The organism is Bartonella sp. AP150HLJHH (assembly GCF_042196385.1).
Taxonomy (GTDB): Bacteria; Pseudomonadota; Alphaproteobacteria; order Rhizobiales; family Rhizobiaceae; genus Bartonella.
Map to the genome: position 1 here is coordinate 44,463 of NZ_JBHIQC010000002.1, position 16,352 is coordinate 60,814.

14 protein-coding genes are annotated in these 16,352 nt (G+C 37.7%); 3 read left to right on the forward strand and 11 right to left on the reverse strand.

What is annotated here, in order from left to right:
* Window position 1: 1 nt before the first annotated feature.
* The 8 genes from era to rpoZ all read right to left on the reverse strand — a co-directional run bounded on the left by era (window position 2) and on the right by rpoZ (window position 6,957).
* Entirely contained in the window at window positions 2–907 is a 906-nt protein-coding gene (gene era, locus ACFING_RS01445) for a GTPase Era (protein ID WP_375629364.1), read from the reverse strand.
* On the reverse strand, window positions 900–1,607 hold the full coding sequence (gene rnc / locus ACFING_RS01450; protein ID WP_375612949.1) for a ribonuclease III: 708 nt from the start codon (window positions 1,605–1,607) through the stop codon (window positions 900–902). The genes era and rnc overlap by 8 nt, the downstream gene beginning before the upstream one ends.
* Entirely contained in the window at window positions 1,588–2,400 is an 813-nt protein-coding gene (lepB, locus tag ACFING_RS01455; protein WP_375629367.1) for a signal peptidase I, read from the reverse strand. The genes rnc and lepB overlap by 20 nt, the downstream gene beginning before the upstream one ends.
* A gap of 79 nt (window positions 2,401–2,479) precedes the next feature.
* Window positions 2,480–2,881, reverse strand: coding sequence for a holo-ACP synthase (gene acpS, locus ACFING_RS01460; RefSeq protein ID WP_375620717.1), 402 nt, complete (start codon window positions 2,879–2,881; stop codon window positions 2,480–2,482).
* Between the two features lie 26 nt (window positions 2,882–2,907).
* Window positions 2,908–3,516 carry a DUF2062 domain-containing protein gene (locus ACFING_RS01465; protein WP_375610146.1) on the reverse strand — a complete coding sequence of 203 codons (609 nt, stop codon included), beginning with the start codon at window positions 3,514–3,516 and terminating at the stop codon, window positions 2,908–2,910.
* A 93-nt stretch (window positions 3,517–3,609) separates the two neighbouring features.
* Entirely contained in the window at window positions 3,610–4,188 is a 579-nt protein-coding gene (gene pyrE, locus ACFING_RS01470) for an orotate phosphoribosyltransferase (RefSeq protein WP_375620810.1), read from the reverse strand.
* A gap of 16 nt (window positions 4,189–4,204) precedes the next feature.
* Window positions 4,205–6,430 carry a RelA/SpoT family protein gene (locus ACFING_RS01475; RefSeq protein ID WP_375620716.1) on the reverse strand — a complete coding sequence of 742 codons (2,226 nt, stop codon included), beginning with the start codon at window positions 6,428–6,430 and terminating at the stop codon, window positions 4,205–4,207.
* 128 nt (window positions 6,431–6,558) lie between these two features.
* Window positions 6,559–6,957: a DNA-directed RNA polymerase subunit omega gene (rpoZ, locus tag ACFING_RS01480; RefSeq protein ID WP_273791104.1), complete on the reverse strand. Its 399-nt coding sequence runs from the start codon at window positions 6,955–6,957 to the stop codon at window positions 6,559–6,561.
* 567 nt (window positions 6,958–7,524) lie between these two features.
* Here rpoZ and ACFING_RS01485 point away from each other — a divergent pair.
* A complete protein-coding gene (locus ACFING_RS01485) occupies window positions 7,525–8,193 on the forward strand; it encodes a uracil-DNA glycosylase (protein ID WP_375620809.1) in 669 nt (222 codons plus the stop codon).
* Window positions 8,194–8,241: 48 nt separating this feature from the next.
* On the opposite strand, the gene smpB is transcribed toward ACFING_RS01485, so the two are convergent.
* Both smpB and dapA read right to left on the reverse strand, forming a co-directional pair.
* Window positions 8,242–8,718 carry an SsrA-binding protein SmpB gene (smpB, locus tag ACFING_RS01490; RefSeq protein WP_012231306.1) on the reverse strand — a complete coding sequence of 159 codons (477 nt, stop codon included), beginning with the start codon at window positions 8,716–8,718 and terminating at the stop codon, window positions 8,242–8,244.
* Window positions 8,719–8,736: 18 nt separating this feature from the next.
* The gene (dapA, locus tag ACFING_RS01495; protein WP_375629370.1) at window positions 8,737–9,621 is read right to left on the reverse strand and encodes a 4-hydroxy-tetrahydrodipicolinate synthase; all 885 of its coding nucleotides are present in this window, start codon (window positions 9,619–9,621) and stop codon (window positions 8,737–8,739) included.
* Between the two features lie 251 nt (window positions 9,622–9,872).
* Between dapA and ACFING_RS01500 the strand changes: the two genes are divergently transcribed.
* Window positions 9,873–11,963 carry a lytic transglycosylase domain-containing protein gene (locus tag ACFING_RS01500; protein WP_375620714.1) on the forward strand — a complete coding sequence of 697 codons (2,091 nt, stop codon included), beginning with the start codon at window positions 9,873–9,875 and terminating at the stop codon, window positions 11,961–11,963.
* Window positions 11,964–12,976: 1,013 nt separating this feature from the next.
* Here the strand turns inward: ACFING_RS01500 and ACFING_RS01505 are convergent.
* Window positions 12,977–13,747 (reverse strand): energy transducer TonB, encoded by a 771-nt coding sequence (locus ACFING_RS01505; RefSeq protein ID WP_375629617.1) that lies wholly within the window; start codon window positions 13,745–13,747, stop codon window positions 12,977–12,979.
* Window positions 13,748–13,989: 242 nt separating this feature from the next.
* Here ACFING_RS01505 and ACFING_RS01510 point away from each other — a divergent pair, with 242 nt between their 5' ends.
* A complete protein-coding gene (locus ACFING_RS01510) occupies window positions 13,990–16,167 on the forward strand; it encodes a TonB-dependent hemoglobin/transferrin/lactoferrin family receptor (RefSeq protein ID WP_375620713.1) in 2,178 nt (725 codons plus the stop codon).
* The last annotated feature ends 185 nt before the right edge of the window (window positions 16,168–16,352 follow it).

Below are 16,352 nucleotides of genomic sequence, written 5' to 3' on the forward strand. Positions count from 1 at the left end.
CTTATTTTAAAAAATCCAATCCCATTTCGCGATAACGTTCTGGATCAGTATCCCAATTATCGCGCACTTTCACAAAGAGAAAAAGATGAACCTTTTGATCCATAATTTCCATGAGTTCTTTACGTGCTGCTTGACCAATCGCTTTAATTGTATCGCCTTTTGCTCCTAAGACAATTTTTTTCTGACTCTCACGCTCGACATAAATAACTTGATTAATTTTAACGGAACCATCTGAACGCTCTTCCCAGTTTTCTGTTTCAACCATTGAGGAATAAGGAAGTTCATCATGAAGACGAAGAAAAAGTTTTTCACGCGTAATTTCAGCAGCAAGATGACGCATAGGCATATCAGAAATTTGATCTTCCGGATAATACCATGGCCCTTCCTGCATCATGTTACTCAACGCATGAAGTAAATCCTTGCAACCAGAACCGTTTAGAGCAGAAATCATAAATGTTTGCGCAAACTTTACACGTTCATTTATTTTAGTGGTTAACGCTAGAAGAGATGATTTAACAACTGTATCAACCTTATTAAGAACAAGAACTTTTTCTTGTTTCATATTGTTTACAATATCTAACATCATATCAACTTCATCCGAAAGACCACTTTGAGCGTCAATTAAAACGAGTAGAACATCAGCGCTCTTAGCCCCTCCCCAAGCAGCAGAGACCATGGCTCGTTCTAAGCGCTTATGGGGACGAAAAACACCCGGTGTATCGACCAACACAATTTGCACATCATCATGAATGACAATACCGCGGATTAAAGTTCGTGTTGTTTGTACCTTATGTGTTACAATTGAAACCTTTGTTCCAACCAATTGATTAACCAATGTCGATTTACCGGCATTAGGCATCCCAATAAGCACAACAAACCCAGAACGCGTTTTCATAACGTCACTCATGATCATTTTTTCCTACTGTTTTCCATACACCCTCTCGTCGCAAAATTTTTTCAGCTGCCATTCTTTCAGCATATCTTTTGGAGCTTCCCTGCCCAATCTCTGAAGCAAACCCAGAAATACTGACCTCTACCATAAAAACAGGATCGTGATCTGGACCTGAACGTTTTATAACCTGATAATGTGGTTGTGCATTGCCTTGGATATGCGCCCATTCCTGTAATTCTGTCTTGGCATCACGTCGACCAGCATCCATTTTCTTTGCCCGACTTTGCCAATATTTTTGAATAAAAGGGCGAACGCTTTCCAATCCTCCATCGAGATATATTACTGCAATCAAAGCTTCCACGACATCTGCATGCATGTTGATAAGTCGACGTCCCTCAAAATTTTTCATCTCAAAACCAACACGGATCATATCAGGAAGCCTCATTTCACGCGCAATATCAGCACATGTCTGTGCATTGACCAGATGATTTAAACGAACTGATAATTCACCTTCACTTGCCTGAGGAAAAAGTTGATACAGCATCTCTGCAATCAAAAGCCCTAAAACCCGATCCCCTAGAAACTCTAGTCGTTCATAATTCCCCTGTTCCGAATCTTGTACACTCGAGTGTGTTAATGCCTTCTTTAACCTCTCTTCATCTTTAAAACGATGCCCCGTCAGCTTGAAAAGCTGATCAATCATGAGACGTTTCATCGTTGCTTCCTTGCTTGATAAGCGGCAAATCATGAACCGTATTTATGAAAGAAAACAAACGTTTCCAACGCACATCAAATGGCCAGCGCCAAATCTGCCAAGCACTTGAACCATTACTGATAGAAAAGAAAATCACGCTCGCGCGACCAATAAGATTTTCTTCTGGAACATAGCCTACATCTAAACGACTATCATCTGAATTGTCGCGGTTATCTCCCATCATAAAGTAATGTCCTTGAGGAACTTCAAAGACTTCTGTATCATCAACTTTCGGGATGAAAGCTAAATCAAGTGTATCATAACTGACACCGTTAGGCATTGTCTCGCGATAAACCTCAACAGGATAGTTAACCTCTGTTATATCAGAATTATCAATCTCCCCCATAAAGTGACGTGAAACAGCCTCATCATTAATATAAAGGACACTTTGACGGACTTGTATACGATCACCTGGTAGCCCAACAACGCGTTTTATATAATCAATCTTCGGATTACTTGGTAAGCGAAAAACGACCACATCTCCACGTTGAGGTTGAGATGCCCAAATCCGTCCAGAAAAAAGAGGAGGAGAAAAAGGGATGGAAAAACGAGAATACCCATATGCATACTTAGAAACAAACAGATAATCTCCCACCAACAAAGTAGGACGCATTGAACCGGAAGGAATACTAAACGGCTGGAAAAAAAGTGTCCGAATAAACGCTGCTAAAAGCAAAGCCTGTATTAAAACAGAAATAAATTCACGAATCCCACCTTTTTTTTCTTTTTTATGCACTTTATCTTTTTGGATCATCACCAACTGCCTTCTCATCACAGATATAATTTTTTTCATCATAATATTCAAATAACAAAAGCACAATCTCTCATGCCATCTATCCACGTGGAAGTGCTTCGATAATAATAAATGCCTGCGCCCAAGGAAAATCATCTGTTATACTAAGATGAATAACTGCATCATGATGAGGAGGTAATAACTTTTGAAGTTGTATTTGCGCACGATTTGTTAATTGCATTATTGGTTTACCAGACGGCAAATTAACTACCCCCATGTCTTTCCAATTGATACCACAAGCGATTCCCGTTCCTAAGGCTTTAGCACATGCTTCTTTAGCAGCAAATCTTTTTGCATAAGAAGAGGAGCTTTTTTTGAGATTTTCAGATCTATTTCTTTCAATATCCGTAAAAATACGTTCGATAAAATGCTCACCATAACGAACCAACATTTTCTCAATACGTCGTATATCAACCAGATCATTTCCAAGACCAATAATCATAAGATATTACCCGATCTTTCTTAAATTTATTTCTGTTTTAATACAGGCGATGAGCGCTTCTTTAAACGCCTTTTTTTTATAATCTTTTGGTATCGCTTTTGTTTAAAACGAACCGTTGCTCTGTAAACACCTATATAAGATAAACCACCAAAAACAATACCTAAAAGAGTTCCCCCTAAAATCATAGGACTCATAATTGTGTCCCATGCGCCTTTAAAGAGGAGAGAGAGATTTGACAATGTCAAACCATTAAATAGAGCACGAATTTGCGAAAGAGAAATCTCTTTGACATCGCTAAAAAGTGATAAACAAAAATACCCTACTTTATAATCAGCCATGACAATCAATAAAAATGTGAGTGGATTAGAAAAAATTGTCCCAATGATTGCGGCAGCAAAGTTTGCACGCAAAAGCCAAGAAAAAAATATTGCCAAAATAATATGCAGCCCAAAGAAAGGTGAACAAGCTAAAAAAACGCCAACAGCAACCCCTAATGCTACTTCATGCGGTGTTGCTGATATACGCAAAATACGTTTATGTATGTAGCAAAATGAGCGAGAAAATGAACGACGTGGCCATAACCAAAGTCGAATACGCGTTACAAAATCTATTGGTTCTCGACGACGAAAAAGCATATGACTCTCAATATACATCTTTTGATGATGAAATAATCTATATCATCCAAATTAATCTTTTTAAGCTTTTGCACAAAAAAAATATAACGACAATTAAATATTTCGACTGCCTGGTTTAATCGCGGGAAGAACAGAAAGCTCTGCAGGAAGTGCATCACTAGCATAAGAGGTTATCTCGTATTCAGCAAGCGCAATCAATGGAACTCCAACATTGACCTTACCACCAGAACGATCAAGGATACATGCACTAGCCAATACCTCTGCTCCTGCTGCAACAAGCGCTTCAACAGTCTCACGAATGGAAAGACCCGTTGTTACAATATCTTCAACAATAACAATCCGTGCACCCTTCTTGATTTCAAAACGACGCAATTCAAAGATGCCATTTACACGCTCTACCCAAAGAGAAGGAACACCAAGGTGACGTGAAGTTTCATAGGAAGGAATAAGACCGCCAATTGCGGGACCAACAACATAGTCAATTTTTCCCTCGATAGATTTTTTGATTTTTTCAGCCAATCCACGACATAACTTTTCCGTCAAGTCAGCATGCATGAATACTTTCGCTTTTTGCATATAAGTCGCACTATGGCGCCCCGATGTTAAAATAAAATGCCCTTCTAGAATAGCATCTGCTTGTTTAAAAATATCAATGACATCTTGTGTCTTCATTGCAAAATCTTTCTTTTTATCCATGAACCCGCCGTACTGTACTTACTGAACCTGCCTTTTTTAACTGAGAAAAAATACGATTCAAATGTTTTAAATCCCACACTTCCAAATCAATCATAATTTCTGTAAAATCTGGTGCTGTACGGATAAAAGATAAATTTTGGATATTGGCATCGTTAGCAGAAATTATTTGTGTAATTTCAGCCAGAGAACCTGGACTATTTACAACTAAAATATCCATCCGTGCAGGAAAACGTTCATTCATTTGGGCATCAATATCCCAGCGGACATCAATCCATCGTTCTGGCTGATCATCATACGCCATCAAAGCTGAAGACTGTATTGGATAAATAACGATCCCAGCTCCTGGCTGCATAATACCAACAATCCGATCTCCAGGTACTGCTCCTTCCGGTGAAAAACGTACGGGTATATCTCCACGGGTTCCTCTAATAGGCAATGCTTTAGATTGATGATTCTCGACCTTTGCATTCTTTTCATTTTCTGGAACTTTAAAAATCATACCTTGAGCATTTTCAATATTAAACCAACCTTCTTCCCCAGGCCTAAAAGATGACTTTTGTACCACACGGTGATCTTGATAATCAGGATAAACCGCTTTAATCACATCAGCGGAAAACAGCTCTCCACGCCCAACAGCAGCCAATACATCCTCTACATCTTTACGTGCTAAACGTGGCAAAACTTTCTTCAAAAGGTCTTTTGAAAATTGCTTTCCCATATATTCAAATGAACGCTCGAGAATACGATATCCTAAACCCGAATATTGTTTACGTACCGCTGCACGACTTGCTCGTCGAATAGCTGAACGTGCTTTACCCGTGACAACAAGAAATTCCCATGCTGCTGGCGGAATTTGAGCGTGTGAGCGAATAATATCAACCTCATCACCATTTTTTAATTTGGTCATTAAAGGCATAATACGACCATTGATTTTTACACCCACACAAGAATCACCGATGTCTGTATGGACGGCATAAGCAAAATCAATAGGCGTAGCTCCTTTAGGAAAAGCAATTAATCGACCTTTCGGCGTAAAACAAAAAACTTGGTCTTGAAAAAGCTCAAGTTTTGTATGTTCTAAAAACTCTTCTGGATTATCTCCATCAGACAAAGATTGTATCGTTTGACGCAACCATGCATAGGCATTCGTTTCACTTGATAACTTCACAGTCGAATAATTGGAACCATGCTCTTTATAGATGGAATGAGCAGCAACCCCATATTCAGCAACTTCATCCATAGCAGCCGTTCTAATTTGCAACTCAACACGTTGTCTTGAAGGGCCAACAATTGTTGTATGAATAGAACGATAATCATTTTGCTTTGGTATAGAGATATAATCTTTGAAACGACCAGGAACCATTGGCCATGTCGTATGAATGACACCAAGAGCACGATAACAATCATTCACGGACTCAACAATCACACGAAATCCAAAAATATCCGATAATTGTTCAAAAGATAATGCTTTACTTTCCATTTTGCGAAAAACTGAATAAGATTTTTTCTGACGGCTTTTAACATCTGCTTTAATGCCATTTTCCAAAAAAAGTTTTGTCAATTCATTTTCAATTGTGGAAAGCAAATCACGGTTGTGTTTCAATAATTCAGAAAGTCGATTGGTAATCGTACGATAACCTTCTGGATTTAAATAAAAGAAAGAGAGATCCTCTAATTCCTCACGCATATCCTGCATACCCATACGACCTGCAAGTGGCGCATAGATATCCATCGTCTCTTCAGCAATTCGCCGACGTTTATCATCACGCATAACACCAAGGGTACGCATATTATGAAGACGATCAGCAAGTTTGACTAAAAGAACACGAACATCATCAGAAATAGCAATAAGAAGTTTACGAAGATTTTCTGCTTGTACGGCTTTCTTTGATACAAGATCAAGCTTATTAAGCTTTGTAAGCCCTTCAACCAACTTCCCAATTTCAGAACCAAAAAGCTGATCAATTTCTGCTCGTGTAGCGCTTGTATCTTCAATTGTATCATGCAAAAGAGCAACAGCAATCGTTGCCTCGTCCAACCGCATATCTGTCAAAATAGCAGCAACTTCTAAAGGATGAGAAAAATAAAGATCACCTGATGCACGCTTTTGATGTGCATGCTTTTTCATTGCATAATCATAGGCCCTGTTTAAAAGAGCCTCATCTACGTCAGACTTGTAACGTTGAACACGTCCAACAAGCTCACACTGACGCATCATACGAGCATATCCTTTATCTTTTCACACCTCTAATCTTTATTGAACATGTCCTATCAATAAAAGACAAGAAAAATAATTGCTCCTTACATGACAAGGTATCTTTACTCCTGTAACATAAATTGCTGCAATTAATAATCGTCACTTTTTTCTGGAACAACCAAACCTTCAATACCCGCTAAAAGCTCTTCTTCTGACATATGATCAAATGAAGTACCTTCTTCTTGCGACGACGTATTAAAAACACTTTCAGCTTCACCTGAATGGGTAATAAATTCACTTGCCATTTCTGGCTCATCTACTTCCACATGCTTTTGCAACGAATGAATAAGGTCTTCCTTTAAATCAGCAGGCGACAATGTTTCTTCTGCTATTTCACGCAAAGCAACAACTGGATTTTTATCATTATCACGATCAACCGTAATCTGCGCTCCTTGTGAAATCTGACGCGCCCGATGACCTGCTAAAAGTACCAATTCAAAGCGGTTGTCAACTTTATCAATACAATCTTCTACCGTTACGCGGGCCATTTATGCCTCTTTCTCAAATAAAAAAATTTAATAGCGGATAAAGGAGTATATACAATAATCAAAATAAAACACAAGAAAAACAACACAAACTTTTATATTTTTTGATTAAAGAACTTATTTAAAAAAATTCTTGGAAAATTTAAAAATGTATAACCTATTCATGCTCGTTATCAAAATTTCTTTTAAAAGCATTCCAATAGATTGACTTCAAACAAAGGGAGGTCTTTCTTGACAAAAGACTTGTCTGGAGTCCTTATCCTTTTAAAAGGAATACCTGCTGTTTAAACCCTTTGCAATAACAGCAGTCTTATACATACTTTTTATGATAATATCTTTATCTAAAGAGAAAACTTTTTTCTTTGAACATCATGTGTATCGCACTCTTATTCATCGAATAAATTACTGAAAGATGACCTCTCTTTACACAATAATGAGCAATAAGTTTATATTAAACTTTCTTCTAAAAAAGTTTATTTATATTCATTATAGATTGTTTATCAAAACATAACCCGTCATATACGCTATATAAAGACTCACAAAATAGAAAAACGATTGATGCCTAACACCATGAATAGCCAATTAACATCACTGTGCCCAGAACCACCCCAAAATTGCAATTTATGTCCGAGGCTTCATCAATTTATCGCTGGCTGGCGTGTAAAAGAACCAAGTTGGTATAACGCACCGGTGCGCCCATTCTTTCCTTATAAAGGGCCAGATACAACACGCCTTCTTATTGTTGGGCTTGCTCCTGGATTACGCGGAGCAAATCGAACTGGACGTCCATTTACTGGTGATTATGCTGGGCACTTACTTTATTCAACTTTAAAAAAGTTTGGTTTTGCCCAAGGAACCTTTGAAGAAAGAGCAGACGATACTCTTGAACTTATTGATGCAGCAATTGTTAACTCTGTTCGTTGTGTTCCACCAGAAAATAAACCCACCGGTGCAGAAATTAACACGTGCCGCTATTTCTTCTCACCTCTTTTAACAAATCTTCCCAAACTTAAAGCCGTTATTACCTTAGGCACCATTGCGCACCATTCAACGATACGTGCCCTTAATGCAAAAGTTTTAGCTCACCCTTTTGGACACGGCGAAATCAATAACATCGGCAGATTACGCATCTTTTCGAGCTATCACTGTTCTCGTTATAATACAAATACTGGACGTTTGACAGACGCCATGTTTCATCAAATCTTTCAAGCAGCAAAAACATACTTAGATCAATGCTAAAACTGTTTTAAACAGCGCTATGAATAAAGAATATCTAGATCGCATCCATTAGCCATACCTTTTTAAAAGTCTTGCTTTCTCACGTCCCCAATCACGTTTTTTTTCCGTTTCGCGCTTATCATGAAGCTTTTTCCCCCGCGCTAGAGCGATCTCCAACTTAACGCGCCCTCGTTCATTAAAATAAAGTTTGAGAGGAACAAGTGTCATTCCTTCACGAGACGTTGCATTAAAAAAACGTGCCATCTCACGTTTTGAAAGTAATAATTTGCGCAAACGTCGTGGTTCATGATTAAAACGATTAGCCTGCGTATATTCAGGAATATAGCTGTTTACTAACCATAATTCCCCATTCTCAAAACTCGCATAGCTTTCAGCAATATTGGCATGATTAGAACGTAAGGACTTCACTTCCGCTCCCTGAAGGACAAGACCAGCCTCGAGATTATTAAGGATTTCAAAATTAAAACGTGCTTTACGATTGTCAGCAATTATTTTCCGTACGGGCGCGTTCTTTTTTTTATTCATGGCTTTGTCAATATCATTTTATGCTTTTAAAAGACCAGCATGACTGAGGGCTGCATCAATAATCTTCTTTGTTCTTTCTGTTAATGGAACAATAGGAGAACGCACAGTATCACCACAAAATCCTAATTTTGCAGCAGCATATTTAATACCTGCTGGACTAGGTTCAATAAACACAGCACGATTAAGAGGCATCAAGCGATCATTTAATTCTCGTGCTGTTTTATAATCACCACGAAAACAAGAGGCTTGAAGTTCAGCACAAAGCTTTGGAGCAACATTGGAGGAAACTGAAATACACCCCATACCTCCATGTGCATTAAAACCTAACGCCGTACAATCATCACCGGAAAGCTGCACAAAATCTTTTCCACACTTTTCACTTTGTTCACTAACGCGCTCAATTCTGCTCGTTGCATCCTTAACACCAATGATATTGTTAAAATCTTGATAAAGGTCTTTCATCGTTTCTACAGCCATATCGATAATAGAACGACCAGGAATATTATAAATTATAATCGGAATAGAAACAGCTTTGGCAATGGAAGAAAAATGCTTATATAAGCCAGATTGATTTGGTCTATTATAATAGGGAGTGACAACCAAAACTGCATCTGCGCCAGCTTTTTGCGCGTATTGTGCAAGCTCTACAGCCTCGCTTGTGCTATTTGATCCCGCTCCAGCAACAACAGGAACACGCTTTGCAACCTGCTCAACACACAATTCTATAATCCGCTTATGTTCTTCATGACTTAACGTTGCTGATTCACCTGTTGTCCCAACAGGGCTTACACCGTTAATCCCTTGTGTGATCTGCCATTCAACAAAATCACAAAACGCCTTCTCATCAATTGCGCCCTTGTTATCAAACGGTGTGATAAGCGCAGTTATAGCTCCCTTGAGCATGACAAACTCCCTATAATGTTTGCTTTTATTTTTTTAATAATCGCCTTTTATAAATTTTAAATAGAGCATAATCTTGCTCTATCATTGAAGCAAGATGAATTTCAAAAAAAGCCCCCATAAGATGAAAATGTCCCTCCTTAAATGTTGAACATTTCTTTAAAATAAGCCGTCTATATTAACGCGTTTTTCATGCTTGTGTTCTATAAATCCTTAAGTTTTTACAAAAAGCAAGGTCTCAAGGTCTTTTCTCTATGCGTGTATTTTCCACCTCTCTTTTCGTATCAACCTTTACTGCACTTATACTGGCAATAAGAATTTTATTTTCAAGTGCATACGCGCAAACACCCCTTTTGCAAGGGAAAGTACCAATCCCTTTGGTTCGCCCTACTCCCTTTACCGCAAAAGAAGCTCAAGAATCTCTTCAACAGACACACACAACATCACACAATACTGCTACACTTCAGCAACTGAAAACTGGGCTAGATGCACTAGCAAACAACAATATTGCAAAAACAATAAATCTTCGTAATTCAATGGAAAAACATAGCCTTGATCGTCATATTTTGACATGGGCGCTGGGGGTGTCAAACCAAGCTAATATATCCAGTTCTGAAATATTTAATGCAATCAACATGCTAAAAGGATGGCCAGGTATAGAAACGATGCAACGCAATGCTGAACGTGCTTTTCTTAACGAAACCAACGTCACACGCGCAATCATCCAAAAATTTTCTCATCACCCGCCCCAAACAGCACAAGGGATGGCTCTTTTCGCTAAAGCACTTATCGCAACGGGACAAACCACTCGTGCTCAACACGTTATTGCGCCATGGTGGCATAAAACACAGCTTAATGCAAAAGAAGAAGTATTTGTTCTTAAAAATGCAAGCGCTACATTAAAACCTATTGATCATTTGAAACGCATGCAGTTTATGCTGTATGCACATCGTTTTGATTCAGCAGCACGCGTTGCAAAATTAGCCCATGCTCAATCTCTTTTTAATGCTTTTGTGGCCGTTGAAAAAAATGATCCTAGAGCTACACAAAAATTAAAAGCTGTAGAGAGATCATGGCAAAAAGATCCTCTTTTTCAGTTTGCTCGAATACGCCATCTTCGACGAACAGAGCAATATGATGCGGCCGCAGCACTCATGATGAAAACATCAAAAGATGCATTTCGCCTTATGAACCCTCATTCATTGTGGAAAGAACAACGCGCCCTTTCTCGTGAAATGCTCGATTTAAACAAACCAAAAATTGCTTATCAACTCGTTGCAATGCACACTGGTATAACATCTGCATTAGCCATCGATGCTGAGTTTCATGCAGGATGGTATGCACTACGGTTTCTTCATAACCCTAAATTAGCAATGCAGCATTTTTCACGTATTCCTCAACTCTCTTCTTTACCTTTTTATGCATCACGTGGATATTACTGGATGGGACGAACAGCAGAAGCGCTAAAAGAACATCAAAATGCCCAGCAATACTTTCATCGCGCAGCTCATTTTGGTGCAACTTACTATGGTCAATTAGCCGCTGCACGACTCAACCAAAAAAAGCTTAAAGTTTTCTTTCCCAAACCAACAACCGCTGAGCGACAACATTTTAGTGCACGAAAAGCGATCAAAGCAATTCAACGTCTTGAAGCAGCCGGCTATGCTGATTTTGCTAAAATTTTTTATAGAGAGCTCGGAAAAAAAATAGAAAGCCCCGGTGAATTAGCTCTTCTGGCTGTTATGGCAGAAAAAAATGGAGACTATTATACCAGCCTCAAAATTGGAAAAATGGCTGTTTTTCAGGGGAAAAATGTCGGTGCACTCTCTCATCCTCTGGGAGCTATACCAGCTTCTGCTAATATTTCTGTAGAAGAAAAATCGCTTATCTATGCCATTGCACGCCAAGAAAGCGAATTTAATCCAACAGCCATATCAAAAGCAGGTGCACAAGGTATACTCCAATTGCTTCCTACAACAGCAAAAGCACTGGCAAAAAAATACTCAATCGCATGGTCTCCTAAAAAATTTAGCAGTGATGCTCATTATAATGCAACATTAGGTGCTCATTTTCTCAATGAACAATTAGAACGTTTTAATGGATCCTATATACTAACTCTTATTGGCTATAATGCGGGTCCCCGTCGAGTCAATGAATGGATAAAACGTTATGGCGATCCTCGAGGTCAATCTCTCGATAACGTCATTGATTGGATTGAACGTATTCCTTATACAGAAACACGTAATTACGTGATGCGTGTCATGGAAAATTATGGTGTCTACAAAGCAAGACTCACTGGGAAAATAGATATAAAAACCGACTTGCTTTCTGGTCGACGGAAATAATATGCCTTAACTTCCCAAATAGCATTTGAAAGCGTTGATAAGAAGTGTTTTTATTCCTTTTTAAATAGTACCATACCCACTTTCTTAGGACGTATAAGAAAGTAATTTTAATTGATTCAGTATTAATAAATTCGAAATGAGGAAACCCTACGCTATTTGGGTCTTTTATTTTAAATACAAAATGATGAATTATCATTATAAATCAACAGGTAGTACAAATAATTCATTTCTTCTCAACATAGACGACAATATCATAGAGATTACAAATATAGGAGAAGAGTGAAACAAATAGCTCATCCTTTTACTGTTGCTTATTAGTCAATATTCAAATCTTGTGAAACAGCATCTTTTAAGACTATTTTTCCTGCTTATAACATTGCTATAACAAATAAGAGTACGTTATTATATATATCGTTTGGATTATCTCTGATAACAGAAAGACAGACTCATTGAGTTAGAAAGCCTTAAAGACAAACAATTCTCTTCTGCCCCTTCCCTTTTCATTCGGTTCTACGACTTTTAAATATGTCAATATCTTTTAATGATGAAGATGAAGCTTTGCTTTTTTTTCTTATTTTTACATATAAGCTCACATCCTTCACACAAAACAGAGCATCCCAAAATAGTATGTTTTTCTTATTTATATTATTGTTTTATTTTAATGTTTCTAAGTCCATTTCACAACGGTGTATCTGAAAAGTACTTACGAAAATCCTCTCACGAATGGTATAAAAATCGATTAGACCTTTAATTAATAAAAGCTATAGCTCTATCATCCCTTAACTCCCAATGTTGCAAAAGCCCTTTCATTTAGAGCACTCATAAGAAGTATATTCACTGCTTTTTAGAAGTTTTTTATCCATGCTCCTCCTCAACTTGTATCATAAGTAAGCGGATGGTTTTGATTGATTCAACATCAAAAAAATTCGAATAAATTATATTTGAACTTTCATTAAAATTATAAACAATCATTATAAATCAATATATTATAAGAAAGCGCCCCGCATAAAAAATCAGCTAAATATTAGGGATACTCTAATTGTTTTATTCACTTTTGATGGTGGTGGTGGTGGAAAAGAACCAACGCGTCGAAGGGCTGCCATCGCTAATCGATCAAGTTCCGGGTCACCAGCAGAGACTACTACACGACTAGAAAAAATACTCCCCTGCTCATGCACCATAAATTCTAACTTCACCGTTCCTTTTGTACGATTGGTGCGCTGTCCCACAATATATTTTTTTTGCCTTTCTAATTGTGACTGTACCTTTGCTAACCACTCCATTAACAACATATCTTCAAGCCCTGCTGTCCCGCCGCCCTTGTTGATGGAAGAAGAACGTACCGCCTTTGCATTGGAGCGCTTTACTACAGCCTTTGGCATCGGTATTGTTTTTTTGATAAACGCTTTATGCTCCACTTTTTGAGGTAGGGGTTCTTCCAAAGGCTTTAAGTCATCTTGTTCTACTATATGCTGAGGTTCTTCCGATTGAACTTCATCCACGGATTCCAATCCTTCTGACTCCTGCTCTAGGAGATCAGACTGTAATACTTCTTGCTCTGTATTAATATCCAACTCTCTATGAATATCTGGCAAGTCTGTATCAACATCCGGATATACAGTTTCTTGCATAAAAGTCAGCATAATCTCCGACGAGAGCAAACCATTACTTATACCAGTACTTTGAAAATAAAACTGTGCTGCCAATAATACATGCAAAAAGAAAGCCCCAATAAATGCACCAATCCAAAGAGTTAATAATTGTTTCGTATTTGCAAAATTCATCGTTTCTTCTGCCACTATTTTAAGCTTAATATTGGTGTTCAATCTCATTAAAACAGGCTATTTTGAAATTGCAACTTTTTTCTTGACTGATTTTGTCATGTTTAATATGGTCTTCTAATGATTTTGTGCCGTTGTCAAAATCATTCCTACTTGGCTGGCAAGTTTTAATCAGTGAGTCCAGCCTTTTTGTATTAAAAAATTTCAAAACAGAGAGGGGATGTTTAAAAGGGTTATGATGTGTTATGCAAATAAGACGAAAAAATATCTATAAAAGCTGTGTAATTTTAAGTGCATTATCGGTCTGTATACCTTCATTTGTTTTTGCACAAAATAAAGATGGAAGTGCTGTCACTGAACTCAAACCAATCCTTATTAAAGGAAAAAAAATAGAAGATGCTTCAAATTCAATAACCATTCTGACTGATCGTAAGACCAACAAGAATATTGATGAAAGACAAATAACTGATGTTTATGATGTGAGTCGTCTTAATCCTTCCGTATCCTATAACTCAGAAAATAACAGTTTCGTTATTCGGGGTTTAGATGCAAACCGTGTTCTTACGACAATGGATGGTATTTCTCTTCCATGGTTTAATGATATATTCCGTGGTGGAGGTGGAAACACAACTTTTGATTTCAATGCTCTTTCTACGTTTGATACTATTCAAGGATCAGATTCTAGTCTTTATGGTTCTGGCGCCTTAGGGGGAATCATTGCGTTGCGTACCCTTGATCCTGAAGACCTGATCGTGGAAGAAAAGAATTGGGGAAGCCTTATAAAAGGTGGTTATAATTCTGTTGATAACAGCTGGCGCATCGATCAAGCTTTTGCTGTGCGTAATTACCGGACATTTTTACTTTTTCAAGGATCTTATGTAGAAGGTCATGAGCGCAAAAATATGGGAACAGTAGAAGGGTATGAGGAACGCACGCGCAAAAACCCTTCTCACTTTGATAAAAATAACTTGCTTTTTAAAATTCATCAATATTTGAGTGATAATCACCGCCTTGGTTTTACCGCAGAGCGTTTTGGTCATAATAGTAACACACATGAATTAAATTCGTCTAAAAGATACGCTCCAGGTTCCGTTTATGAGCAGGATAATAAACTTCGTGAGCGCTTTTCTCTTTCTTATAATTATAATGGTAATGGTGATGCAGTTCTTGATGCGTTTAATGGGCAGCTTTATTGGCAAAGGCAATCAAGTCGTTACGTTATGACAGGCGTTCGTGTTTCAGCTCCCAAAGGGGATTATTTGAGAGATAATTTCTTGCGTAATATCAATTATGGTTTCAATGCTGATGCCCTTAAAAAAGTGGATTTTGGCACTATAAACCATACGTTAAAGTTTGTAATGAATGTTTCGTCATCTAAATTTCATCACTATTTGTTAGGTAAAGACAATTGTCATATAAAAGAATACGCTCGGGGATGTCTTTTTGTTCCTGCTAATCGATCAGATTCACCAGACACAAATGGTTACAATTTAGGTTTTGTTTTTGAAGATGAAATTGGGTTGGTTGATGATCGTTTTCGTGTAACACCGGGAATCCGGTATGATTGGTACAAATATGTTCCTCAGAAAACACCTTCTTATGAGAAAGCACTGATTTCTGATAAATTCCCTCCAGAAAGAAGTGGTTCACGCTTTTCTCCTAAATTACGCGTGGAGTGGGATGTTCGTAATCAAGTAACGCTCTATGCTCAGTGGGCACAGGCTTTTCGTGCACCACGTATTTCAGAACTTTACGTCTCTTATATCAAACCTTCTGCTTATTACGTGAAAGGGAATCCTGATCTTCAACCAGAAACAAGCAATGGGTATGATGTTGGTCTACGGTATGGAAATGTAAATTTCGGTGGTTCCTTCAATGCCTTTTTCAATCAATATAAGAATTTCATAGATACTGAGGATAGAGGGCCATCAGAGGAATTTAGATTTGCGCGTCGGCATTACATGAATCGTTTTCACGTGCAAATTTTTGGTGTTGAGACAAAAGCTCATTTAGTTCTTAAAAATGGTTTTCATAGCAATGTTGCTCTTGCTTATTCACAAGGAAAAGATCTTGATAAAAAGGAGTATCTTAACTCAATTCCTCCTTTGAAAGCAGTTATCGGATTAGGATATGCAAAAGAAGTTTGGGGAAGCGATATTATCCTTACTTTGGCAGCTAAACGTGACAAAGTAGCCGGAGAATCTGATTACCAAAAAATTCCAGGATATCATGTCGTTGATATGACAGGGTGGTGGAAACCATTCGGTGAAACGGGACCTATTCTAAGAGCCGGTGTTTATAATCTTTTCAATACAAAATATTGGAATGTATCTGAACTTCCTTCAGGTAAAAGTTCAACACCAAAAGATTATTATAGCCAGCCTGGTCGTAACTTTAAGGTGTCGTTTGTACAAAAGTTTTAGTCACTTCTGTTAATTATTCGGTCAATAAAATCGTATTGATAAAAGGATTAATTATTGTGTTTCTATTTTCAACATCTTTAAAATTACAAAGATTTGGTAGAAAAGTTTTAATTCTTTCTGTTTTATCGTTTTTTGATTGCTCAGCTGTTGACGATAGAGTGTTATTTTGTGATAGATTGAACTCT